Below are 23,510 nucleotides of genomic sequence, written 5' to 3'. Positions count from 1 at the left end.
TGAGTTCCCTCCCAACGAATGCGCCAACTACTTCACCGCCGCCGGCTATGAACCGGAGTAACTGGAAAATGCTCTAGTCGGAGAGGGAGCTGTCAAGGCAGGGCTGCACAAGGCCGCGCCGGCTCCGGCGGTCGAGGCCTGGCCAGGCGCGGCCCCGGCAGTCATGTCCTCTCGGGCCGACCCTCACGCGTGAGGCGATCCCGCGCCATGCCGGCGCGCTAGGGAAGGACGGCCGCCCCGATGTGGGCCGCGGGTTCCCCAGATGTCCCGACGACTCGCCCTCTGCATGGAGGGCTTCGCCCGATCACGCCACCGATTCAAAAAGGTGGAAGGGTCGTCCACCACATCAACTCAGGATCACCTGGTGTGCGCCGTTCCGGATGGCGGCATCAAGGGAGGCCGGGACGGCTACCGCTCGGGCGTTCATCAGGCTCAGCGCTCGCACCAATTGACTTTTGCCGACCCATCCAACGGCTGCGCCAACTGCGTTTCGGACAGAATGCGCTGCAGGTCGACGCCGTCGATGAGCACCGTCGCCTCGACCTCGCCGTCGGCGAGGTCCTGCGGTGCGCAAAACGCCACCAGACGCGCCTCGGCCATGGCCAACACTGTTTTCGTCTTGGCGAGGACGGCGAGAAAACGCTCGGTGGAGCAGGAGCCATCAGGGCGCGGTCCGTCGACCCCTCGCGGCCGGACGGTCACCCAACCGTTTCCGGGGCGATATGCTTCCAACTTCGGGCCATCGCTGACCCCAGTCGGACGGACTTGCCACGGGTAACACTCGATCACGCCGCCGGAGGCCTGTGTGGCAACCAGGGACAGGATGAGAGCACAGGCCACCAGGGGGAGGGAGCGAGGCACCGGAAGTTTCTGTCGGTTATCGGAAATGGGCACGGCGGGAACGGCCCGGTTCGGGCGGGGGACCCGGCCGCCGGAAACCGGCGGCCGGACGTGTGATCAGGCCGCGGCGAGCGTGACCATGCACATGGCCGCCGACATGGTGACCATGCACATGGCCGCGCCGCTGGCGTCACCCTCCCCGGAATCGGAATCGGGGTTCAGCGCGATGCCGAACTCCTCGGCCAGGATGCGCACACTGTTCGCCCAGGCCGCGCGGAACGCGTCCGTGCCGAAGGCGCTGGGATCATGATCGATGAAGCGGCCCACGGCGGCCGAGCAGAACGCCCGGTAACGCGCGGTGTCGAGGATGAACTCGTGTAGGGCGTCCTCCACGCGTCCCCACGCCGCGAAGGGCGTGTCGGGGTGCCGCACCAGCGCTGTCACGAGGGCGCGGAAGTCGGCCACCGACGCGGTGGCCGCGTCAATCGGCATCCCACGTTTCACCAAGCGGGCGGTGAGGAAGCTGAGGTCGTACTGTTCGATGAACGCGATGCGCTCTTCCATGGTTCACGGTTCCTTGTGCTTTGGGGGCCAATCCCCCGACCATCGCCGCGGCGCGCGTCAGGACATGCGCGAGCCGGTGCTGCCGCTCCGCGGCGATTTTCTGCCGTGCCGCGCTCAGCTGCGTGCGCACCGTCGGCAGGGCGCGCCCCATGTCGAGCGCCACCTCCTCGGCCGTGAGGCCGGCGGCCACGCGCGCGGCAACGGCCGCTTCCTGGGCGGTCAATCCGTAGGCATCCGCAAGCGCCGCCTCGGCGTTGCCCGCGCCGCCGCATTCCAGCGTGAGCAGCACGGTTGGGTCGTGTGGCCCGGCGGGCAGGACGCCGGCATGCACTGGTTCGGCGACGCCTGCCAGGCGCAACGGCACCACCGTGCCCGGCGCTTCCCGCGCGGCCACGCGGGCGATCGCCCGCCGCAAGCGCGCGGTGGTGGTTGGCGGTGCCGCAATGAGTCCCTTGTCGTCGATCTCCAGACCGGCCCGCGCCGCCAAAACCTGCTCCATGGAGCGGGTGGCGTCGAGCAGAGCGCCGTCGGCACGGAGCACCGCCAACGCCACCCCCAGGCCGTCCAGCGCCTGAGCCACGCGGGACAGCGCCCGTTCGCGCTCTGCGTACCGACGCAGTTCCCAAGGCTTGGTGTCCGGGGTGAGCGCAAAGTCCCCCACGGACTCGTGCCGCACCGGAAACCAGATCTGCGCGTTCCAGGAGGCGTCCAGGCCGATGTGGTGGCGGTCGTAGTCGATGGTCCCGTAGCGGCGGCGAAACCGAAATGCCCGGCTGCGGGCGCGCATCACTTTCGCCGCCGCCAAATGCCCGTCTGGGTCCTTGAGAACATCCGCGTCCAATATCCGACGATCGCACAGAGCGGCGCGGAAGCAATCGTCGAACCACACGGAGCCGGACCAGTCGAGAGAGGGGTAGAGCAGCCGTCCCGGCCGATTGGCGTGAACGACGCGGTCGTTGTGGAACACGTAGGCGATCGCTCCCATCTGGTCCGAGGTGGACACGATGTGCATCAAGGCGTCTGGAATGGACGCAGTGCCGGCGGTCATACGCGTGGACATCATCCTCTCATCGGTGGCGCGCCACTCTGCAACCAAAGGATTTGTTTCTAAGCCTTGCCGGCTTCGTTAATCGTAACTATGACGAAAAGCCGTCTATAATGCGAGTATAGTGTGCGATTTAATATCCAAAAAATGTCTTTTTGAAGTTTTGCGCCACTCATGCCGAATCAATGGCCGATGCATTGCCCGTTCCGGCTGCCGTTTTGGGCAACGTCAGCCGTTTCGGTGCATGCCCCTTGCGCCGCTTCAAGCCGGTTGCCTGTTTGGATGGGTCGGGTGCGCCGACAGCGTCCAGGGCGTGACGAACGGCAGCCCGCCCGGCGCCCGGTTCCGGTTCGGCATGCGCGGCGGCCTTCCGGAAGTACGCCATCACAAACCGGCGCAGGGCCGCCGTGAAGTTTTGGGCCTTGTGGCCTTGCCAGCGTTCCTGCAACTCGGTGCAAAGCTGGTTCACGGTGCGCCCTTCGCGCGTAGCGATTTCGCTCAAAGCATCCCAGATCGCCGGCTCCAGACGGACGGTTGTCCGGTGTCGGCCCAGGATGACCGAGCGTGGCTCCGCATGGCTCATGACTGTCCCTTCTGTCACATTCAAACGCACACCATCGCGTGTGCTCCTGAATGTCATTTCTTAGAAAAAGGAACGTCAAGGCCAATGACTGACCGCCACTGAAAAGAATTCAACAGGTCATAATCATTGTTGATGAAAGAGGTTACGCGGATTTCTGCGTCTCTGGCAGCTCAAGGGTGTGATGAGTGCTGCGCCATGCGATGTAAAGTGTGCTCGTGAGGATAACCGCTGAGCCGATCACCAGATGCGGCGTGACCGCTTCGCTGAACACCAGAAACCCGATGGCTGCGGTCATCGGCACCGTTAGAAAATCCATCGAGGCGACAAACGCGGCACGGGAGCCGGCAAAGGCCCGTGCGGCCGCGTACTGTGCCGTCAGGGCGAAACCGGCCACGGCTGCCAGCACTGGCAAATCGCCGAGCGGCGGTGTGACCCACACCGCCGCTGCGGGAAAGGCGAGCAGCAATCCCGCCGCCGCCGAGTTGACGATCACGATAACGCCGGCGCTGTTCGCCTGCGCCAGACGCCGGACTGCGACTTGCGAACCGGCGGAGGCAACGGCGGCGATGAAGGCGGAAATGGCACCGGTGGCGTGCCACTCGCCCAGCGTCGGCGTCAAGGCCACGGCGATCCCCACCAGCCCCGCCAGCACCGCACCCCACACGCTCGGCTCGACGCGTTCGTTCAGCAGCAGCCACGCCAGGGCCGGCACGATGAGCAGACGGCTGAACAGGACCAAACTGGCGAGGGCCAGGGGAATGCGCGCGATGGCGTCCATGAACGCGTAGATCGCGATGACCCCCAGTATGCAGCGTGCCGCAAACCAGAACGGATGACGCGCCTTGCGCAGTTCGGCGAGCAGCCTCCAGGCGCCGATGGCGATCAGGACTCCGACGCTCGCCCGAAGGAACGCCAACTCCGCGGGAGGCAATCGTTCGCTCAACAGCTTCACAGAGGCCTGTCCAAAGGCGAATGCACCCGCCGAAACCACAGCCCATGCTACCGCCTTGGCCGCTCCGGGCATCGCGGAAAGGGCGTTCGCATAAGGCAGCACGATTGTTGTCACCTTTGTAATGGAACACTTCTGTGTCGGCACGCCTTATGGCACCGTGCTTGACGGCGAGCTGTTTGACCTCGGACATCGACACCGGGTGCATAGCGCGGTCCGGGGCGGGCCGTGCCGCAGCGTAGCAGCAGGCGGTCGCCTGAGCGCAGCAGCGTGATCCGCTTGCGGAAGGCGCTGCACCGGTCGAGCCGCGCAACGTGCATCCACACGGCGCTGAGCAGGATGGCGTCGAAGGCCAGGCCGAGCCGCTGAACCCGCTCCAGTCCCGGCAGCCAGTCGTCGGTCTCGCGGATGCGTGGGCTTCCGTGCCGCCGCTACGCTCAGGCGCGCATTCCTGCGGAGGCTTTCACCGCAACGACCTGATGGTCAAGTCGGGCAAGCCAAGCCGCGTCACGGCTGGATCCGGCGCCGACGTCGAGAACGGCTCCGGAAGGCAGCAGGTCGAGAACCGCGCCGTGCACGTCCTCGGCGGCCGACTCGTGCTGGGCGATCAGTTCCACGGCCCGACGGTCGTCAGCCTTTACCGGATCGTTGATTGCGGCGATTGCCGGATGGTCCACCATCAGGGAGATCCAGGCGGAGCGAGCGGGCCACCGTCGGTGCGTGGCGCCAAGGTGTCGCCATCGGGTGATCGCGCTCCAGACGATCATCGGCCTTTCCGTCGTCAACGCCGCCACGCCTCGGTGATTCGCTCCATGGTCTGCCATGCGAGCTCCTGGCCGAGCGCCGGGCCCGGCACCTCGACATAGCCTCGTCCCGGTGCCGTCGTGAAGGCCGCATCGGTACCAGGACGCGGATCGGCGGCTGTGACGAAAGAGACAAGCAGCGTGTCGCCAGGCATCGTCCGGACGTCGACGCGGTAGGACAGGCGCCCGGCCGCGGTGCCGTCGGGGGTCGCCATGACCTCAACCAGGAGATCCGCCGACGTCGTACGAGCCGCGGCGTCGGCCGCGTGTGCCGCCGCGGTGACGTCGGTTGACCGTCGGTTGACCGCGGCGCGGTCGACAATCCGCGTTCCCGCCCGGATGAGGGCCTGGAGGAACGCCGCCTCGGCGGCGCGTGAGGCGGCCGGCGTCAGCGGATTCTGCGACGGCTCGGCGTAGACGCCGGTGGTTTCCTCGCGGTGCAGCACCCGGTGGGCGGACACCACGTCGACCACCGGTGCCCCCTCAATGCCGCTGATTGCAGCGCGGCCCACGACGACGGTGTCTTCGATGCGGTCCACCGTGCGGCGCTCGTAGACACCCCGGTCGGACGGCGACCTCATCCACGACACCGTGACACGGGGGCGGCCCTGCCCCCGGTACGCGCTCGCGAAGGCGGCACCGACCGAATTGAATCCCGACGGGCTGGGAACCAGCACCTCGGGGCTCCCCGGGCGATACCACGCTCCCTCCTGGGCGATGGCCGGAACCGCACCCGCCAGAACGGCGGCGGTGACAAGGGCGCGTCCGATCATGAGCCGCCCCGCAGTTCGATCAGATAGGCGTCGGCCCGCTCGCGCGACACCGACACTTCACGGTAATCGGCGAACGATCGTCCCTCAATGACGAGGCGCTGCCACGCCGATGGCGCCTCCGTCGACCGTTGGGCGTTATCGAAAAAGGTGGTGCGGCCTTCGGCGAGCAACGGCGCCTCGCCACAGTTGAAGAGGCGCGCTCCGACCGCGACGTCGCCGCTGGACGTCCGCGAGGCGGTGACGCTCTGGACGATGACCCGGCCGCGCAGGCCCCCATCGGTGATGGACACCGCGTTGAGCGGAATCGCCTGCAGGGTTCCCGCCACCATTGGTTCGAGCCGCGCCCCGGAGGGGGATGGCGCGGTGCCAAGCACCAGGGGCGTGAAATCGCATTGAACCACCGGGGCGGGAGTGCAGCCGGAGGTCAGGACCGTGGCAAGGCCCGCCGCGAGGGCGGCTGTCCTAGCGATAGACCACGTCATCGGCCGCCGCCCGGGAAAATTCATACATGCCACTCCACACGATGGTGCCGCGTTCCAGGTCCACCATTTCGAAGACGACCTGGTTGTAGCGCTGGGCGACGCCGGAACGGACGTTCACGGCGTCGATCGAGTTGATCCGCCCGCTCAGGCGGTAATCGCCGCCGGCGGCCGCTTTGGTGAGGCCGGTGGTGCCCACATCGACCTTGCCGGCGCGCTTCAGGCGGCGTTCCTGCTCGACCATGTCGGCGTTGTGCCGGGCGACGAAGACCATGCGGCCAGCCGCCGCGTTGTTCAGGGCGACGCGCAGGCGATCGGCGATCACGTTCTTGTTCAGGCGCTGCGCCGACTCGTTGTGGAAATACTCTCCATCGACGATGACCTGCGGCGGCCGCGCCGTGTTGGCCAGCACGGGGGACTGCAGCATATCCCGCATCATGCGGTCGGTCATCGCGATCACGTCGTCGCCCTCGATGCCAACACCGCCGACCGGCCCCCGCCGCGACGGATCCAGCGCCGCCGGGGCAACCCCAGCCGTGTTTGCGGTCGATGCACAGCCCGAAACGCCGGCCGCAACAAGGAAGAGCGCTCCCGGTAGCCATGCGCGAGCCGCGCGAGTGCCCAAAGATGACGCCATTGAGGATTGCCTCTCACGCATTTTTTTAGCATTTTATGTTGCGGCGTGCCGACGATCCAGACAAAATTGCGCAAATGCAAACATTTCCACCGTGTTTCATTGTCGAAACATGGCGGTATTCAACTTATGTGGATTCAGTATGAAGCCGTCAAAAATTTCCAAGTGTGCGTCTCTTGCGCTGCTCTGCGCTTTCCTGGTGTCCGGTTGCGCGCTCGTCGAGGCGCAGGTCGACCTCCAGTACAAGCCGGCCGTGGTGTCGGCGCCGGTACCCGGCGCCGACAGCGTCGTCGTGAAGGTGACGACCAACGACACCCGACCGTCGAACCGCGACAAGATCAGCGTGAAGAAGAATGGCTATGGCATGGAGATGGCAGCCATCCGCGCCAAGCAGGACATCCCGTCGCTGGTGCGCGCATCAATCGAGCGGGAGTTGCTCGACCGTGGTTTCCGACAAGGCGATGGACCGGTGTTCGTGCTGGTCGACGTGAACCGCTTCTACGCCGACTACAAGACGGGCTTCTGGTCCGCGGACAACGTCGCCGAGGTGCAGTTGAACGTTCAGGTGCGTGGCGCCGATGGCCGGATGGTCTACGGCAAAGGAATCGCCAGCGAAGGCCGCGTCGAGGGCGTGATGCTCATGGAAGGCGAACCCGTGAAGGAGGCCTCCGAAAAGGCGTTGGCCGAGGCGGTCCGCAAGTTGGTGACCGACGAGTTCTTCCTGCAGGCGTTGATCGACGCGCAACGGTCTACGATGGTGGTCCCGGCGCGGGCGACCGGTGCGCCGACGTCATGACGGCGCGGCTTCGCCGCACGCTGACCGCCAGTGCGTTGGTGATTCTCACGGCGTGCCAGACCACGGGGCAAGCCGATCGGACGCTGGAAGCGGCCGTCCAGGCCGCTCCCGCGGTTCGCGCGCTGTCTGACGGTCGCCCGGCACTCCTTGAGCCCTACTACCGTGCGGTCGTGGTCGAGGGAAAGCGCAACGCCGTCCTGAACTGGATGCGCGTCGGTAAGGCGGCGCTCGATCTCGGGCGGGATGATCTGGCGGCCGAGGCGTTCGACAAGGCCTTGGCGGGCATCGAGGAGGTCTACGCCGACAACCCGCAGGCGGAAAAGGCCCGCTCGGTGTGGCACGCCGAATCGGTGAAGGATTTCAAGGGCGAACCGCACGAACGGGCGATGGCCTATTACTACCGCGGTCTCGTCTATCTCATGGCCGGCGATTACGAGAACGCGCGGGCGAGCTTTCGGGGCGCCATGCTCCAGGACGGTTTCGCTGAAACGGAGCGGTTCCGCCAGGACTTTGCCGTGGCGGCTTGGCTCGATGGCTGGTCGAGCCGGTGCCTGGGGCAGGCCGGGCAGGCCGACGAAGCGTTCCGGGAGGCGGCCTCGCTGCGTCCGGCGCTGAAGGCGCCGGACCCCGGCGACGATCTCCTGATGGTGGCCGAAACCGGGCTCGGGCCGGCCAAGGAAGCCTACGGGCAGTACCGTGAGAAACTTGCCTACCGGGAGCGGGCGGCCTTACAGGCCGACGTGTTGGCCAAGGCGAACGCCGCGGCCACGCCGATGTCCGTCGCCGAAGATCTCTTCTTCCAGGCGACGACCCGGGGTGGCCGCGAAATGGACAAGGTGCTGGCGGTGAAGGCCGACACCAAGATGACGACCGGCGCGGCGGGAGCCGGGGCGACGATGGCCGGCGCCAGCGTGATGACGGCGGGGGCATACGGCAATGACCGCAACGCCGTTGCAGCCGGCGCGATCGTGATGCTGGCGGGTCTGATCGTCCAGGCCGCGGCGCAAAGCATGAACGCGGAGGTGGACACCCGGTCGTGGGAGGACTTGCCACATTCGATCCTGCTCGCGTCGCTCAAGGGAGGGAAGGCTGCGCCCGTGGTTGATGTAACCTTCCCGGACGGCACCTCGGCCGTTCTGCAGCCCGACCGTGTCCGGCGCGCGTCGGCGCGGACCTGTGCGCTTGCGTGGTTTCCAGCTTCGGCGATGCGTCTCTCACCACCCCCTCCTCCGATTGCGGCTGCCTCGACCGCGGTGGTACCGGCTCAGACCGGCGGAAATTGTCGGACCTCGGCCGGCACGGTGGTCACGTTGGAGCCAACCTATTGCCGGGGGATCAACGGCGTGGTGCTGGCGGCATCGCCCCGATAACACCGCGCGCCGCCGCACACGTGCCGCGGTCGAACGTTTGCCTGGAGCAGGACGCGGATCGCAGACGTGCGGATAAGCGCTTGGAGCGCCGCTGCCGTCCGGTCCAGCCCCATTTGTCCGTTGTGCTTCCTCGATCGTTTGGGGAGCATGGCGCCGCTGCACCCGGAGGCCCCATGCACCACGACACGCTGCTCTGCCTCGACATCGAGACGATGCCGGACCGCCAGATCCTCCCGGCGGACTGGCCGGCGGAGAAGTTCCCGCCGCCGCACTGCCACCAGATCGTCGCGATCAGCTTCGTCGAAGCGGCCATCGACCGCTCGTCCGGCGTGGAGCGCTACCGGGTGACCGAGTGCCGCTCCGGCGGCGACCTCGACTACGACGAGGAGCGCCTGATCCGCGGCTTCTGGAAGCACTTCGCCCGCACGCTGCCGCGCGTGGTGACCTGGAACGGGCGCGGCTTCGACCTGCCGGTGCTGCGCCTGCGCGCCATGGTCTACGGCATCCCGGTGCCGGCGTGGTTCCAGACCGGTGACAAGTGGACCGGCTACACCCAGCGCTACCAGCCCGACTTCAACTGCGACCTTATGGAGCAGGTCGCCGATTACGGCGCCTCGCCGCGCATCGGACTGCAGGACATCGCCGACCTGATCGGCCTGCCCGGCAAGATCGGCGGCCACGGCAGCGAGGTGGCCGGCATGATGGCGCGCGGCGAGTTGGAGAAGGTGCGGGCCTACTGCGAGTCCGATGTCCTAACCCTGTACGCCGCCTACGTCCGCTGGGCGCTGCTCACCGGGCGCACCGACCCGGCCGGGCACAACGCCAGCGTCGACAGCCTCGTGGAGTGCCTGGTCCGCGAGCGGGCCACCCGCCCCCACCTGGGCGAGTTCCTTGACAAGTGGCAGTCCTCGATCCGGCCGGCCGCGATGCACGTGTCCGTGCCGCGCCTCACGCCGGTCGTGGAACCGCCGCATCTGCCGAGCGAGCATGTTCTCTGAGATGGTGCCGTCTCGGCGGATCGAACCGGTCGGCGGTGTGGAGGGCCCAGGCCGGACCCCGGAGGATCAGAGGGTGAGGACGATGTCGAAGGTGCCCCGGAGCGCGCCCGCCTCGACGTCGTCCGCCGCGCTCAACGGGACGATCACGCTGCGGCGCACCTGCGGGTCGCGGATGGCGTTCAGCAGGCCGTCTCGGGCGTTCAGCGGCTCTCCCGCGACGTACATCTGCGTCACGAACCGCCCGGTGCCGGGCACGATCACCGCGTAATGGATGTGGGGCGTGCGGCCGGGATAGGGCACCGGCTTGAGCGTCCGGAACCGGTAGGTCCCGTCCGCGTCGACCGCCGTCCGGCCGTAGCCCTGGAAGTTGCCGTCGAACCGGTCGTGGCCGGGTGCCCGTGGGTGCCGGTAGATCCCTTGTGCGTCGCATTGCCAGATTTCGACCACCGCGCCGGAGACCGGCCGCCCGGTGCGGTCGAGGATCCGGCCCCCGATGTGGGCGACCGTGCCCAAGGCCTGGGCCGCCGCCCCGTGGACCTGAACGAGGTCGGAGTCGACGTCCGCGGGGAAGCTGGTCGGGTAGAACGGGCCTTCGGTCTGGCCGGGTGTCGGGACGAGGGTCGCGGCGCGGACCGGTCCGGAGAGCCAGACCGTGGTGCCCAACGTTGCCACGCCCGCCATCACGGTGCGGCGGCTGACACTGCAATGCTCCGACATGGCCGGCTCCTGTCCAGCGTCGCGGATGCCCGCCGTTGGCGTGCGATCCTGCCCACGTCATATGGGGCGCGGACGGGCCGCCGTGAGGGGGGCGGCCCGCCAAACACCATCCGGGGATGATGGGAACGTATTGAGAACGTTCGGCGTGTGCCGTATCGTCGCTTTCCAGGCGCTGCCTCCTTGCGGTGCCCAAGGGATCGTCTGACCGTTGGCAGGCGGGGGAGTGGCCGAATGCGGAGCGGAGGCGCGGCATGGCGATGACGGTGTTCGTGTGGTCGCGCGCCGAGATCGAGGACGGGGCCGCGGAAGGCTCCGATGCCGTGATCTCGGTGCGGGGGCACGCCGGCCGCGGGACGTTCGACAACCTCGACTGTAAAGGCCGAATGAAGTTTGGTTCTCCCGCACTTTGCGTGAAGGCAACGCTCACGCTGCATGAAGGGTGCGGCTACGAAGGAGTTCGAAACCGGCTCGGCCGTACATGGTGCGCTTGATGGTCTTCAGTCGGTTGATCCGCCCCTCGACCGGGCCGGTCGACCAGGGCATCTCCAGCGCCGCCCGAACGGCCGCCGAGTCCTTCCGAAGCCCTGACGCGAAGCCCTCCAGCGATGTCCCGGCGGCGGCCGCCATCCAATCATCGAGGGTGCCCGTCCCCTGCTTGCGCACCAGCGCGGCGAAGCGGTGCGCAAGATCATGCACGTCGCTGAGCGCGGGGATATCGGCCAGCAGCGTGTCAACGAACACCCAGTCGGCCGCCGCCAGATCCTTCCGGTCGGCCTGCAGAAGGCGCGCTACGCCCCGGATGGACGGAGGTTTCCATGTGTCCGTTTTCGAGGGTCCGGCATCCAGCGTATCCGGAGACGTCCGGCGCCGGTTCGTGGCCCACGCCCGCACCGTTGATCGGCCGCCGGTGAAACCACGGCCGCCGATCTCACGCCACAGCGCGGTGGCGTTTCGCTGACCTTCGGCCCAGCAGTGCTCCAAGTGCTCGAGGTACGGCGCGAGGATCCCCCCGCCACCTGACGGGCGAGCCCAGGTGCCGGGGCCGCCGTCGCGCAGCCACGCGCGCACCGTCTTGCGATCCAGGGCGCAGTTCCGGGCGATTGCGCTGACCGTGGCGCCGGCGTCCGCCAGCCGTCGGACCTCCGCGTAGCGGGCAAGACGGGGAGCGTGCGTGGCCACCTTCCTCACCTCCTGTGCCAACGGCTTCGCGGGCGTCAGGGCGACCGGAGCGGCGCCTGCCGATGCGCAAACAGTTGCGGCGCGTCGGACGGCCGCGTGGTGTGCGCCGACCGCCGCGCACACAGCATCACCGAGGTTGCGCAGGAGATGCCAGCGGTCGGCGACATGAACCGCACTCGCTGCGCCCTGGCGGGCGCCGTCGGCATACACGTCGGCCCGGTCGCGAACAATCACCTCCACCCCAGGGTGCGCGCGCAGCCATGCGGCGAAACTGGAGGCGTCCCGATCCGGCAGTAGGTCTACCACGTCGCCGCGCTCGAGGTCGACTAGGATGGTCCCGTAGCGATGGCCCTTGCGCCACGCCCACTCGTCCACCCCCAGCACCCGAGGCGCCGGGGCGTCAACGCGCGGGGCCGTGGTGGCGAGTCGCAGGAGGGTGTCGGCAGAGATCGGCATGGCGAGGCGCTGGACAAGCCGCCCGCCGGCTTCCCCGCCCAGGGCGAGCGCAATGTGACGTTGAATGTCGACGAGGCGCTCGGAGCGGCGGGCGGAGGGTTGCACGATCCCAGGCAGGCCTTCGGCGAAGGTGCGCTTCGGGCAACCGGCCTCTCGGCATAGAAACCGGCGTGCCTGGAGGCGAAGGATCACCGGCCGGCCTTGCCATGGCAGATCGGCCAACCGGCGCTCGTAGCGGCTGTGCACACGGGACGAGGGCGCGTGGCAACGCGGGCACGGGACTGACCGGTGCTGAGGGCGGACGAAGATGGTGATGCGGTCCGGCTCCGGCAGAACATGCTCGACGCAGAGACCATCGGGGATCACGGGGAGGAGGCGCTTGGTCACAGTGAACTGAAGCTGTTGCGATGTTCTCCTCATGTGCTCACCTTTGACGTCCTGCGCCACCAGCATCACGCAAAGTGCGGGAGAACCTGAAGTTTCCCCAGAACGGTCGGTTGAAAAATCCCCAGATGGTTTGAAGGGCTATGGATTGGCTTGGGTGTCGGCGCTCCTCGCTTTTGGTGGCCGGCCTCCGCTGACGGACCGCTCCACACGGCGCCCCGGGCGGCGTTGCCAAGCCCACACACCAAAACGCGGAGGACCCGATCGATGACCGCGAGCCGCGCCGTGGACCTGTTCGACCGTTTGGCCACGGAGGCCGCCGACGATTGGGCGGCCTATGTCGACCACCCGTTCGTCCAGCAGATGGGGCGGGGAACGCTGCCGGTGGCCTCCTTTCGCCACTACCTGGTGCAGGACTACCTGTTCCTCATCCACTTCGCCCGGGCCTACGCCCTGGCCGTCTACAAGGGCCAGTCGCTCGACGACATGCACGCCGCCTTCGGTGGGCTGAAAGCCATTCTCGACGTGGAGATGGACCTGCACGTTCGGCTCTGTGCCGGCTGGGGCCTGTCCGCCGCGGAGCTGGAACGGGCGCCGGAAGCCAAGGCGACGCTGGCCTACACGCGGTACGTGCTCGAGACGGGGCTGCGCGGCGACCTGCTCGATCTGCAGGTTGCGCTCGCTCCCTGCGTCGTGGGCTACGCCGAGATCGGCACGCGCCTCGCCGCCAGCCCGTCGGGCCTCGCGGCCGGCAATCCCTATCGCTCCTGGATCGCCGAGTACTCGGGCGACGCCTACCAGGAGGTGGCGGCCGGCGCGCGCGCCACGTTGGACCGCTTGGCCGCACGCGGCATGACCGAGCCGCGGTTCCCGCAGCTGCTGACGACGTTCCGGCAGGCCTGCCGCCTGGAAGCGGCCTTCTGGCGGATGGGGTTGACGTGTGCGGACTGAGTTCTGGTATTCGGCAGCAAACACACCCACGGTTTGATAGCCGACAAGCCATTGATTTAGTTACAGTCCATTCCCTTCCAGAGAGGAAGCCATGCGCGCCACCTACGTCATCTCCGGCCTAAGCACCAAGCGCGCCGAGGTTTCAGGCATCAGCGCGAACCTTGAGAAGCGCATCGCTCAGCACCGAGCGGACTTGGTTCACATGGACGCCGTGTTGCGGCTCCACGTCCTTGAGGTGGAGCCCGAGAGCATCGCACCCAAGGCCCTACACAAGCGCGACGCCTGGTTCAAGCCCGGCGCGATGTCCCGCGTGGTGCTGGACATGCGCATCGCACCAGCGCCGATGACCGGTCGGGACATCGCCGTGCAGGCCATGCAGCGCCGCAGGCTGGAAACTTGTGGCGCCCGCACCGCGCACCTCGTGGGTAAGCTGGTGTACAACGTCTGCACCCGCCATGCGGCGGATCTGGTAGAGCGCGCCGGGGATGGGAAGGTTGCAGTTTAGAGGGTGGCGACATGATGCCACCCGTCCTCAGCATCAATAAAGCGACTTAATCGCTTCACGCTTTCCCAAGTATGTTTCCGTCTCGCATTGGAAAAATGAGGCTGCCGTATCTTGACTAATGAGGCCCATTTCTTCAGCTTGGATTACTAATGGCGCAAACCTGCCTCGCCGACTAATTGGTATTGGTAGCGGGAAGTAGTCTGCGGTGAAATTTTCTCCAGCCTGCCACTCGTCTGTCGGTCTCGGGGCTTGGAAAGAGCGCGACAATTGTATTCCATCAGGATGGATACCCATAGAGTTGGCGATCTGCCAACGCGCCGCCGAGTAGCTAATTCCGTACGTCAGCATGACGTTCTCCAAACCGGAACCGTCGGAATCAGCTTTTTCGAATACCGCTCTGACGGCTTTCTGAGGCGCCAGAAACTCTACAGCAAAGGCATTGGCGCGAATTTCAACGGGGTCTCGACCACTGGACTGACGGTATGGATCTGACGCGACGTTATCGTGTTCATCGACAACGACCTTGTTCAGCCGTTCGTTTGGATCCCACAAAAGATGCCCGAGTTCATGCGCCAGTGTATTGCGGCGAACCCAAACGTTCGAGTTCACGCCACGGAGATTTATCGCAATACCACGAACATCACCATTCGCCACGGTTGCCCCGGCAAATCGATCTGGCATTTCAACCTGAACAACTGGGATTCCTAGCTTTTTCTCGACAGTATCTTTTAACCCAAATATCGGCTCGTCGGCTGTGATACCCAGAAGTTTCCTTGCCTGCTGAGCAAGAGACAGTCCTACGCGCCATGTCGGATAAGAGAAGTTATGGCTTGGGTGGAACCCGAAATTCTCCGGGCTTACAGCCTTATCGCCACCAATAGTGGATTGTATGGTGTGTTGCTTTCGTATGACCCAAGCCGCCTCAGAAAGCTCAATAACCATTCCTGGGGTAAAAGCTACAATGTCAAATCCATTTTCGCTATGAGTTAGCTCACGCAGGCGTGCTGCCAGAGCGAAGTCTCCATCGGCTCCGGTGCGCACACCAAGAGACGCTTCATCAAGCGCCAAATATTGAGCTATTTTTTCAAGAATGCGGATCGGCGCCCGTTGCTCGCCGGTTTCTGCCTTTGCGATGTCTTCCGCTGGGATTTTGGTTGCACGGGATACCGTGCGAACATCCAATCCAAGAGACTCGCGGCGCTTAGCCAAAGTTCTTGCCGGTTCCCCTTCCTCTGAAAGAATTGGGGCTGCCGGATAGTCTGCGAGATTTGAGAGAATGCTCCAGCCAAATACAGATAGAGCTTCGGATGCGGTCAAAACCCTGCCTTTGGCGCGCTGGTTGTTGAACGCGACCTGGATTTGACTACGAACGAACATACGCTTAGATGTGGCGGCTCGCTGCTCAGGCGTTTCTCCCAAGCTGTCAGATCCAAATACCGCGTCAAGCCGTTCCTTGTTGGCGCTCACATCCATTGGGGCTCTCCAACCAAAATGGTGCTCGGGAAACCCGTATCATCATCAAACCCAAGTGACGCTACGCGATACCCACTGGCGGAAAATGCCAGGGCAGCATCGGTCAATTGTTTTTCTGTGTCTGGCCCGTATCTTCCCGAGCTTCCACCAATCAAAATCGAATTGCTGTCTACAAACCAAATCTCACCACCGCAATGCGCATCAGCACCGCCCGTCAAATTGGTGTGCTTAATCACACCGGTTTGCAGCGTGGCACCATATGCGCACTTTTCCAAGGCGTACGGAACATCGTCCTTGGCTATAGCCCACAGGTAGACGTTGCCGCGATTTTGAAGCGTTCGGGGGTAATCGCTAAGCGCCACATCGTTCGGAATTCCTTCGACGAACGATAGACGCCCTTCCTCTCGAGGCATGAGTACAAGCTCGCCGTCATTTTTGATGACGTGCGACCGAGGAGGTTTGGCGGGATACCGGGTACGGAATTCGGAAAAGGCTTGATCTAATTGCATAATCAGGACACCGACAATATCTCTTACCGCATCATAGTTGCATAACTTGGAAAGTTCAACCCATGGGGTGGCAGATGCGTCGCTTATTCAGCGTCAAGCGTAACCCACTGAGCTTCCATGTATATTCCCGCCATCACCCTCGGCCACAGATCCTCCATCCGCACCATCGCGCACCCAATCGCCTTCATGCTGGCGAGGAAAAACACGGCAGAGAAGCCGCCCCGGCTGAGTTTGCTGGCGACCGATGCTTCGCTCTCCGGGACGCCCATCTCCGTCAGCCGTCCAGCCAACGGCTCACTTGCGGGCAGAATGTTTTGAGCGAACCGTGCTGTCAATGCTTCTTGCCGTACTCCCCGCCCTGGGGGATCGCGACGTAAACCGAACTGGTCGTCGGCAGCTTCTGCTGCGGTCGCGTAACACTCTGAATGGTGTGTCGGCACACGTCACAAGGGCAATCGCTCCACCGACGACCACGGCAAACGCCTTCCACATCCAACGCCTCCCTGTGCTCGGCCGTGCCGGCACTGGGGCTCCTCATTCCCGGCGCCGCGCGACGGCCGTTCATGTTCTGCGGTCCTGAGCGGACTGTGCTGGGCGTCTCAGGTCTCGCGACGTCCCGCCGGTCAATGCGTCTGCCGGTACCGGCTGACCATGCCGTCGGTGACGTCCTGCGGAAAGCAGAGGGGCGACCGACCACCGGGCCGGCTGTAGGCGCTCCGCCCCCCGCAGCGGTGTCCGTTCCGCATCGTGTTGTAGGGGCATGGGCAGGTCCCAGGGTAGGACGCGATCGACTCCTGGATGATCCGCTCCCGCACCGCGTCGTCGGTCAGCGCTGGACCGCGCGCCATCGCTGGCGAAGCCGCAATAGCCATCACGAGCCCAATCAAAGGAAGGAGGAACGAGCGCCGCATCAGTCTCACCGGCAGTCAGCAATTCACCCAGTATCCTGAAGAGCGATCCTTAATGCTTCATTGCAACTGCCTTAGGTCGAGCGGAATACTCCGGCTACGCCGCCGCCCCTGGAAGGAACCGCCTGATGCTTGGACGACCTGTTGTCGCCGTTCTTGCCTTCGGTGCCCTGACGTTCGTCGGCGTCCCCAGGGACGCCTCAGCCGTTCCAACCGCGTGCCCGCAGCATTTTTTGGCCGGACAGGCCCCGGACCTCGTGCGCGAGGCCCTTGCCGCCAAGATCCGGCCCATCTGCTACAGCGCTTATGCCCTTCTCCACTCCGGGGTGAGCCGCACGCCCCTCTGGTCGGCCGAGCACCTGACCGCCGACCGGATCGCCGCGGCGCGCGGGGTGAAGCGGAAGAACACCTTCCACCCCGACCCCAGCCTGCCGCCGGACGATCGCGCCGAGCTGGACGACTACAAGGGCTCCGGGTTCGACCGCGGCCACATGAGCCCCAGCGGCGACATGCCGGACGCCCAGGCGCAGAGCGAGAGCTTCAGCCTCGCCAACATGATTCCGCAGAACCGCCGGATGAACCAAATCATCTGGGAGCAGATCGAATCGGCAATGCGCGACTACGCTGTGCAGAGCGGCGAGTTGTACGTGGTGACCGGGCCGATCTACCAGCGTGGCGCGACCTTCGAGCGGATCAACGGGCGCGTCATCGTGCCCACGCACGCGTTCAAGGCGGTGTACGACCCGGCCAAAGGCGCTGCGGCCGCCTATGTGGTCGAGAACATCGACACCAAGGCTTACACGGTCGTGTCCATCGCCGAACTGGAACGGCTCACCGGCATCGCTGTTTTCCCAGGACTTCCGGCCGCGGCGACGGCCACCGCGATGGCGCTGCCCCAGCCGAAGCCCCGCCGGTAACGGTGACGGCCGGCCGTGGCCGCTCTATAGTCTTACCGACGCTGTTCCGGACCCTCGAGAGGTGACCATGCCGTCGCAGATCAAGCCCTTCGCGAGCGAGGCCGAGTCGCTGCAGATCGACGAACTCACCATCGAGAGCCAGACCGACCGAGTGTCGATCTACGGCAGCCTGATTGTCACGAAGGACAAACAGGGCTTGCAGCACGCGCGCGCCTTGAAAGCCCTTTTGGACGAGGTCGTTGCGGACTTGGAGAAAGAGGCGGGGTTGCCGGACCATGTGGCGACCAAGCCAACGGACAAGGTGCAAGATCCCTGGGGGTGAGGCTCTTGTTGCCAGAGCCGCTCGGTGGGCGCTGAGGCCGTCGCCGATCGGGCGCACCGAACCTGGCCGGGCACAACGCCAGCGTCGACAGCCTCGTGGAGTGCCTCGTGCGGGAGCGGGCAGCACGGCCCCACCTGGGAGTCTTCCTGGACCGGTGGCAGGCCTCGATGCGGCCGGCCCCGATGCATGTCCCGGTGCCGCGTCTCTCGTTGGCGCTTGAACCGCAGCATGTGCCGAGCGAGAGCGTGCTCTGACCGGGCATCCGATACGGTTGAGGATCCACTCCTTGATGTGGGCGGCTGTGTCCAGCACCTCTTATTTTAAACGGCAGATGCATGTGGTGCGTGCCGATGCTGTGGGAGGTGCCAACATAAATCCGCGCGGATGCATCAAGGCTCAGCCGGCAGGGCTATGACGCTGTCGGCACCGAACCAATTACGGATTGTGGACATGGCGCCGGCACTGAGCTCCTGTGTGAAGAGGAGCGCCAACCTGACCTTCGGGCGTGAGCAGGCGACGTAAAATAGATTGCGGTTGCTCTCGAAACGCTCAGCTTTACCGGGGGGCGGGCCGCCTGCCCCAGCCCACTCCAGCATCTCGCCAAAATTGTATTCGTTCCAGCCGCGCCCGACGACCACCAGCACGTTTTCAAACTGGGCACCCTTGACACCGTGCTTCGTGGCGAACGGCGTATGGCCATCGATGAAGCGATCAAGCGCGATCATCTCAGCGTATGCGACCTTGCGCAACTGGCGCAGCCGTGAGACTGAGTTGGACTCGCCGTCCACGGGGGCAGGTCCGGCCTGCGCCAGCTTGGCTTCGCGTTCTTCAACCGCCTTTGGAAGGCGCATGAAGCCGCAACCCCGGATGTGGTCAACCACTTGGCCTATCGTGCCCTCACGCCGTAACGCCAACAGGGCATCCATCGTTCGCGCCCACCCCACCTTCGCGGCATGATTCCTGATGCGCGGCATGTCCGCCCCAAACGCCTCGAACATCTTCCCGTACCGTTTAGCCGCGTAGGCCGCGCAGGCGGGTTCCAGGTGATCGGTGAAGAACTTGATGTGGGGATCTTTCTTCTTTAACCAGGGATCCGTGCGCCCTTTGTAGATCGGCGGGATGTTCGGATAGCCCTGCTCCTTGGCGAGAATGCTATGGCTGAGCATCAGAATCTTCGTGACCTTCGGATCGAAGTTCCAGCCCTCGCGCGTTAGGCGGGTGCGCAGATGCTCGAGGTACGCTTTCGCAGCCTCCGGCGAGACGTCTCCCTTCCAGTGCCCGCCTCCGACACCCGTTCGTCGCTGTCCGGGCCAGAAGTTGGTGTGGAAGACCCTGGCTTCACCCGCGGCCTCGGGATCGCTGACCATCTGCAAAAGCTCGGGGCGCATGCCGTTGAGGCACCGCACCACGGCGTCGACGGAGCGGAAATTGGCGTTCTTGTCGATGACCTCAAGCGCGGCATGCTCCAGCTTGCCGCAACCCTCCCCGTAGATTTTCTGCCAGTGATCTCCAAAGAAGCCAAGGAGCGGACCTTCACCCGTATCGAGGTACCAGCGCTTGAGCGCCTCGATGAACGAAGCGTCTGTGTCCTGATACTCATCAATAAAAATGATTGGGTAGCGCGCCGGCACCATCCTCCTGAACTTCTCGTTCTCCATCGCGAGGACCATTAGAGCCAGCACGTCGTCGTGTCCGAGGGTCACCGCCTCGTCGCCCACTCGTGCCAATCCCAACTCGTACTGGATCGGGCGGTTTCCAAGCCCGCCGGCCTCCTCGATGCGCTCGGGCCAACCTGCCAGTTGCGGAACGAGTGTGCGCAGATGGGACTGGAAGTCCTTTAGTATCGACCAGCAGAACGCGTGCACGGTGTCGGCCAGGACAGCCCGATGCTGGTGCGTGCGTGAGATGATCTCGTCCTTGGCGACGTTGGTGTAGGTGATGCAGGCGATCTGCTGGCGTGTGCGCAGGAGCGCGGGGCCTTCCCGATCGATCAGCCGTTGCAGGGTCTCGATCAGGGAGTAGGTCTTACCAGCGCCGGCGCCAGCCTCCAGACGAAAGCTGCGCCGTTCGTCGATGCATGCGAACAACCGGGCAAGTGCGATCCGCCCCGCCTTGTCGGCGGGCGATTCCTTCGCTTGGTTAGGCAAGGCGCATCACCTCCATCCGCGCTGCCTCGGCAGCCTCCGCAGCCATCGTTGCAGGTGGCATTGGATCAGGTTGGGCCACCTCGACAGGAGGCACCGGATCAGGCTGGGCGAGCCAGCACAGGCCCTCGGCAATGTAGCGAGGGGGCTTCCACCCAGTCTTGTCAAGAGCGTGTTCCAGGGCGAAAGCCGACTTCTTCTGATCAGCGGCAAGGCTAAAAGCCAGTTTGGCGCGGTCACTCCCGTCCAGCGGAAACAGACCGGGATGTGCGAGAATGAAGGCGTCTTCAAAGCTGCGCCCGCAAGGCCCATCCTCCTCCTCGGGCACTTGGTAAGCGATGCGCAGTCGGCCTTTGATCTTGGCCTCGTCCTGCTTGGCAATCAGATCGGCTGGGGAGATGTCATTTCCGAACCATTGCTTGATGCAGCCATTGCTGGTGCGTTCTCCCGCGGCCACCAGCGAGGTCTGGTACTTGCCATCCTTGCCCTTGGCAACGCTGTCCAAGTCGGTGATGACAAGGGCGCGCAGTTCCAAAAAGTTGAGCAGATCGAAGAAGCGGTGGGCATAGGCTCCTCCCACCTCCATCACGGTCAGATATTGACTTCTGAGCTGGGGCTGCGTCGGACTCTCGACGTCCACCTTTTCGATCATCCTGGGCAGCAAGAGGCGCTCGGCCGTACCTTCGATCAGGATGGCCTTATCGGCGAAGAAGAGATCGCAGCGGGTCAGGGTGAGGTATTGGTGCAGAAACTCCCGATCCGCCACGTCCGCCCCGCCCATTCCCTCGCGCAGATCCTTGATCCGCGTTCGGCGTGGCTCTCCATTGCTCTCGTCGAGGGCGGAGAGGAAATATCGCATGCACTCGAACCGGGCGGCGTTGGCCATGTGCGGCGAGTGGGTAGTGATTACAAACTGCACAGACCAGGGCTGGCCAGCGTTGAGCTTCTCAGCGAAGACACCCACGATGTCCTCAATCCGATTGATGAACACCTCCTGCATTTGCGGGTGCAAATGGGCTTCGGGTTCCTCGATAAAGATAAGATGCACTCCCGCGGCTGAGGGACGCCCCTGGAATTCTCGGAAAAATCTCACAAGCTGAAGAAGAATATAAATAAGATTGCGCGTGCCTAACCCATTGTAGGTTTCAGGCAGCGTGAATCCGTTCATACCAGCGTAACGGACTTTGGTATGATTGCTGAGAAGCTTTTGGACGTCGAAGGTTGTTTCAGTAATAAGCCCCGGATCACTTAAGCCTGGATAACCAAACAGGTCGAACGTCGGCAGAAGGGTAGTGAGACGCTTGTTGAACTTCTCATGCAAATCCTTTTGAACCTGCTCGACAGCAAGCGTTAGTTCCTCAGCCGTGGTGCGCGTCGTGGGATCGGCGCTGTCGGCGAGAGCCGATTGGAACAGCACCTCAACAATCTTACCCAGCACGTCGCGTTCCCGAAAGGTGTCATCGTCAAGCCCCCGTTGTGCGTTGATGAAGCCACCCTGAACGAGGGTCGTGAGCATCTTCAACTCGATGGGCTTGCGGTTGGCCCCGTCATTTGGATCCACGGCCTCGGCCGTGGTGACGTAAGCATCCTGCAGGCGGTCGGCGAGTGCGCGGAAAAAGGGCACCTTCCCCTGCTCTGGCGCGGCGCCACCCGCCTCGAATCCTGCGAAGAGCCTCCGCACCGAATCGTCCATAGGATGGTAGGCGACCTCAATCTGGACCTCTGTGCAGGCGGGATCGAGGTCAATGATGCAGTCGCTGAGCGGGCCGAGGTCGGGTGAGGCCTGGTCATAGGCGATGGTGAGCTTTACGATGATGGGCGGAAGCGCTTGGCGGATCTCCCCGACTGGCTCCTGTTGACGGTGCCGCTCCAGTGCGGTCCAGAACTCGTCGTGACAGCCGAGGGAAAAGTCTTCCAACCGGAAGCTGAGAGGCTTGTCGGCCAGCAGTCGGCGGAACAGTTCGGTGATTGAGGTCTTGCCGCTGTTGTTGCGGCCGACAATCAGCGTGGTGCGGTCCTCAAGAAGGATGGAGACATCCTTCAGCAGGCGGAAGTTGCGCACTTCCAGGCGCTTTATTTTCATGGCCAGGCTCCCCTCTGCCGGAATTTACAATCGGGGCGTGGGATTGGCAACGCTGATGAAGCTTGAGATATAGATTTCCCTGGGCTTGTTATCTCTTCGCGCTTAAATCCTGAACTGAATCAACCCCGGTGAGCGAGCGAAGTGCGCTCGGCTCTGGGGCGCTTACAAAAGCTGGTCGGTGACGTTGTCGCGCCACAGTTCGGCGTCGCGCACGTAGCCGCGGGCGACCTGGACCGAGCGGTGCCGGGTCTGCCCCATGATGGCGAGCAGCGGGGCGCCGGCCTGCGCGGCGGCGGTCGCCAGGCCGGCGCGCAGCGAGTGCCCCGACACCGTGGCCGGGTCGAGGCCGGCGCGGGCGGCGGCGCCCTTCACCGCGCGCACCACGGCCATCGCCGACAGCCGCTGCGGGCGCACCCGGCCGCCCTTGACCACCGCCTGGAACAGCGGCCCCGGCGCGCCGCCGCGCAGGCGCAGCCACGCCTCCAGCGCCGCCGCGGCGCAGGTCTCGGCGCAGCGGCCGCGGCGGATCGCCACCACCGCCCCCGCGCCGGTCGGGTCGGTCTTCGAGCGGCGCAGCCGCACCCGCACGCCCTCGGCGCTGATTCGGACATCCTCAAGGTCGAGGCCGACCAGCTCGGAGCGGCGCAGCGCGGCGCCGAAGCCGACGAGCAGCAGGGCGCGGTCGCGCACGCCGACGGTGCCGGCCGGCGGCGCGGCGAGCATGGCGCGCAGCGCGTCGCCGTGCACCGGGGCGACCTGGCGCGGAGCGCTGCCCAGCGTGCGGGCGATGCCGTCGAGCACGCGCGCGATGTCGGGGTGGCGGCGGTCGAACGGTCGGCCGGCGCGGCGGTGCGCCTCGGCGAGGGCGGCGAGCTGCAGGCGGATCGAGGCGAGCTTCAGGCGGTCGGCGCAGTGCGCCAGGTACATCCCGACCACATACGGGTCGCCGCCGAGCGGGTCGAAGCCGAGCCAGCCGCACCAGCGCGTGTAGGCGGCCCAAGCGGCGCGGTAGGCGCGCAGCGTGGCCGGGGCGCGCGCGCGGGCGGCGTAGGCGCGCGCCTTGGCGCCGAGCGCGGCGGCGTCGGGCAGGCCGTCGGCGGCGAGCGGGACCGGCGGGGCGGCCGCGGG

Annotated in this window: 25 protein-coding genes; 7 read left to right on the top strand and 18 right to left on the bottom strand. The window is 65.2% G+C overall.

What is annotated here, in order from left to right:
- Positions 1 to 432: 432 nt before the first annotated feature.
- From Q4I23_RS15700 to Q4I23_RS15660, 9 genes are all read right to left on the bottom strand, one after another.
- The gene (locus tag Q4I23_RS15700) at positions 433 to 702 is read right to left on the bottom strand and encodes a hypothetical protein (RefSeq protein ID WP_498526818.1); all 270 of its coding nucleotides are present in this window, start codon (positions 700 to 702) and stop codon (positions 433 to 435) included.
- Positions 703 to 957: 255 nt separating this feature from the next.
- Positions 958 to 1,404, bottom strand: coding sequence for a UCP032817 domain-containing protein (locus Q4I23_RS15695; protein WP_498526817.1), 447 nt, complete (start codon positions 1,402 to 1,404; stop codon positions 958 to 960).
- Complete coding sequence (locus Q4I23_RS15690) at positions 1,322 to 2,452, bottom strand: helix-turn-helix transcriptional regulator (RefSeq protein WP_498526816.1); 1,131 nt, start codon at positions 2,450 to 2,452, stop codon at positions 1,322 to 1,324. The genes Q4I23_RS15695 and Q4I23_RS15690 overlap by 83 nt, the downstream gene beginning before the upstream one ends.
- 169 nt (positions 2,453 to 2,621) lie before the next feature.
- Positions 2,622 to 3,032 (bottom strand): ribbon-helix-helix domain-containing protein, encoded by a 411-nt coding sequence (locus Q4I23_RS15685; protein WP_498526815.1) that lies wholly within the window; start codon positions 3,030 to 3,032, stop codon positions 2,622 to 2,624.
- A 142-nt stretch (positions 3,033 to 3,174) separates the two neighbouring features.
- On the bottom strand, positions 3,175 to 4,056 hold the full coding sequence (locus Q4I23_RS15680) for a DMT family transporter (RefSeq protein ID WP_498526820.1): 882 nt from the start codon (positions 4,054 to 4,056) through the stop codon (positions 3,175 to 3,177).
- 362 nt (positions 4,057 to 4,418) lie between these two features.
- Complete coding sequence (locus tag Q4I23_RS15675; protein WP_498526814.1) at positions 4,419 to 4,661, bottom strand: class I SAM-dependent methyltransferase; 243 nt, start codon at positions 4,659 to 4,661, stop codon at positions 4,419 to 4,421.
- A 101-nt stretch (positions 4,662 to 4,762) separates the two neighbouring features.
- The gene (locus Q4I23_RS15670; RefSeq protein WP_498526813.1) at positions 4,763 to 5,557 is read right to left on the bottom strand and encodes a hypothetical protein; all 795 of its coding nucleotides are present in this window, start codon (positions 5,555 to 5,557) and stop codon (positions 4,763 to 4,765) included.
- A complete protein-coding gene (locus Q4I23_RS15665; protein ID WP_498526812.1) occupies positions 5,554 to 6,039 on the bottom strand; it encodes a hypothetical protein in 486 nt (161 codons plus the stop codon). The genes Q4I23_RS15670 and Q4I23_RS15665 overlap by 4 nt, the downstream gene beginning before the upstream one ends.
- Positions 6,020 to 6,487, bottom strand: coding sequence for an LpoB-related protein (locus Q4I23_RS15660; protein WP_236778138.1), 468 nt, complete (start codon positions 6,485 to 6,487; stop codon positions 6,020 to 6,022). Before Q4I23_RS15660 ends, Q4I23_RS15665 begins: the two co-directional genes overlap by 20 nt.
- A 295-nt stretch (positions 6,488 to 6,782) precedes the next feature.
- Between Q4I23_RS15660 and Q4I23_RS15655 the strand changes: the two genes are divergently transcribed.
- The 3 genes from Q4I23_RS15655 to Q4I23_RS15645 all read left to right on the top strand — a co-directional run bounded on the left by Q4I23_RS15655 (position 6,783) and on the right by Q4I23_RS15645 (position 9,834).
- Positions 6,783 to 7,466, top strand: a complete 684-nt coding sequence (locus tag Q4I23_RS15655) for a YajG family lipoprotein (RefSeq protein WP_498526811.1) — start codon at positions 6,783 to 6,785, stop codon at positions 7,464 to 7,466.
- Positions 7,463 to 8,836 carry a COG3014 family protein gene (locus Q4I23_RS15650; protein ID WP_498526810.1) on the top strand — a complete coding sequence of 458 codons (1,374 nt, stop codon included), beginning with the start codon at positions 7,463 to 7,465 and terminating at the stop codon, positions 8,834 to 8,836. Before Q4I23_RS15655 ends, Q4I23_RS15650 begins: the two co-directional genes overlap by 4 nt.
- 173 nt (positions 8,837 to 9,009) lie before the next feature.
- A complete protein-coding gene (locus Q4I23_RS15645) occupies positions 9,010 to 9,834 on the top strand; it encodes a 3'-5' exonuclease (RefSeq protein ID WP_498526809.1) in 825 nt (274 codons plus the stop codon).
- 66 nt (positions 9,835 to 9,900) lie between these two features.
- Here Q4I23_RS15645 and Q4I23_RS15640 read toward each other — a convergent pair whose 3' ends face one another.
- Positions 9,901 to 10,551: a dioxygenase family protein gene (locus Q4I23_RS15640; protein ID WP_498526808.1), complete on the bottom strand. Its 651-nt coding sequence runs from the start codon at positions 10,549 to 10,551 to the stop codon at positions 9,901 to 9,903.
- Between the two features lie 423 nt (positions 10,552 to 10,974).
- Positions 10,975 to 12,606 carry an ISL3 family transposase gene (locus Q4I23_RS15635; protein WP_498526819.1) on the bottom strand — a complete coding sequence of 544 codons (1,632 nt, stop codon included), beginning with the start codon at positions 12,604 to 12,606 and terminating at the stop codon, positions 10,975 to 10,977.
- Positions 12,607 to 12,837: 231 nt separating this feature from the next.
- Here Q4I23_RS15635 and tenA point away from each other — a divergent pair, with 231 nt between their 5' ends.
- Both tenA and Q4I23_RS15625 read left to right on the top strand, forming a co-directional pair.
- Positions 12,838 to 13,521 carry a thiaminase II gene (tenA, locus tag Q4I23_RS15630; RefSeq protein WP_498526807.1) on the top strand — a complete coding sequence of 228 codons (684 nt, stop codon included), beginning with the start codon at positions 12,838 to 12,840 and terminating at the stop codon, positions 13,519 to 13,521.
- Positions 13,522 to 13,612: 91 nt separating this feature from the next.
- The gene (locus Q4I23_RS15625) at positions 13,613 to 14,026 is read left to right on the top strand and encodes a hypothetical protein (protein WP_498526806.1); all 414 of its coding nucleotides are present in this window, start codon (positions 13,613 to 13,615) and stop codon (positions 14,024 to 14,026) included.
- 33 nt (positions 14,027 to 14,059) lie between these two features.
- Here Q4I23_RS15625 and Q4I23_RS15620 read toward each other — a convergent pair whose 3' ends face one another.
- The 4 genes from Q4I23_RS15620 to Q4I23_RS15605 all read right to left on the bottom strand — a co-directional run bounded on the left by Q4I23_RS15620 (position 14,060) and on the right by Q4I23_RS15605 (position 16,856).
- Entirely contained in the window at positions 14,060 to 15,499 is a 1,440-nt protein-coding gene (locus Q4I23_RS15620) for an ImmA/IrrE family metallo-endopeptidase (protein WP_498526805.1), read from the bottom strand.
- On the bottom strand, positions 15,490 to 16,008 hold the full coding sequence (locus Q4I23_RS15615) for a hypothetical protein (protein ID WP_498526804.1): 519 nt from the start codon (positions 16,006 to 16,008) through the stop codon (positions 15,490 to 15,492). Before Q4I23_RS15615 ends, Q4I23_RS15620 begins: the two co-directional genes overlap by 10 nt.
- 83 nt (positions 16,009 to 16,091) lie before the next feature.
- Positions 16,092 to 16,277, bottom strand: a complete 186-nt coding sequence (locus Q4I23_RS15610) for a DUF6471 domain-containing protein (RefSeq protein WP_498526803.1) — start codon at positions 16,275 to 16,277, stop codon at positions 16,092 to 16,094.
- A gap of 354 nt (positions 16,278 to 16,631) precedes the next feature.
- Positions 16,632 to 16,856 carry a hypothetical protein gene (locus Q4I23_RS15605; protein ID WP_498526802.1) on the bottom strand — a complete coding sequence of 75 codons (225 nt, stop codon included), beginning with the start codon at positions 16,854 to 16,856 and terminating at the stop codon, positions 16,632 to 16,634.
- A 188-nt stretch (positions 16,857 to 17,044) separates the two neighbouring features.
- Here Q4I23_RS15605 and Q4I23_RS15600 point away from each other — a divergent pair, with 188 nt between their 5' ends.
- Both Q4I23_RS15600 and Q4I23_RS15595 read left to right on the top strand, forming a co-directional pair.
- Positions 17,045 to 17,833, top strand: a complete 789-nt coding sequence (locus tag Q4I23_RS15600; RefSeq protein WP_498526801.1) for a DNA/RNA non-specific endonuclease — start codon at positions 17,045 to 17,047, stop codon at positions 17,831 to 17,833.
- A gap of 67 nt (positions 17,834 to 17,900) precedes the next feature.
- Positions 17,901 to 18,155: a hypothetical protein gene (locus Q4I23_RS15595; protein WP_498526800.1), complete on the top strand. Its 255-nt coding sequence runs from the start codon at positions 17,901 to 17,903 to the stop codon at positions 18,153 to 18,155.
- A gap of 389 nt (positions 18,156 to 18,544) precedes the next feature.
- On the opposite strand, the gene Q4I23_RS15590 is transcribed toward Q4I23_RS15595, so the two are convergent.
- The 3 genes from Q4I23_RS15590 to Q4I23_RS15580 all read right to left on the bottom strand — a co-directional run.
- The gene (locus Q4I23_RS15590) at positions 18,545 to 20,302 is read right to left on the bottom strand and encodes a UvrD-helicase domain-containing protein (protein WP_498526799.1); all 1,758 of its coding nucleotides are present in this window, start codon (positions 20,300 to 20,302) and stop codon (positions 18,545 to 18,547) included.
- Positions 20,295 to 22,382 carry an ATP-dependent nuclease gene (locus tag Q4I23_RS15585; RefSeq protein ID WP_498526798.1) on the bottom strand — a complete coding sequence of 696 codons (2,088 nt, stop codon included), beginning with the start codon at positions 22,380 to 22,382 and terminating at the stop codon, positions 20,295 to 20,297. Before Q4I23_RS15585 ends, Q4I23_RS15590 begins: the two co-directional genes overlap by 8 nt.
- 162 nt (positions 22,383 to 22,544) lie before the next feature.
- On the bottom strand, positions 22,545 to 23,510 hold a 966-nt coding region (locus Q4I23_RS15580; protein WP_498526797.1), incomplete at its 5' end, for a site-specific integrase.

The sequence above is a fragment of the Azospirillum sp. UFLA03-27 genome (assembly GCF_059803775.1).
Note: the sequence above shows the minus strand (reverse complement) of the source record. Positions and strands in the feature narration are given on the sequence as shown.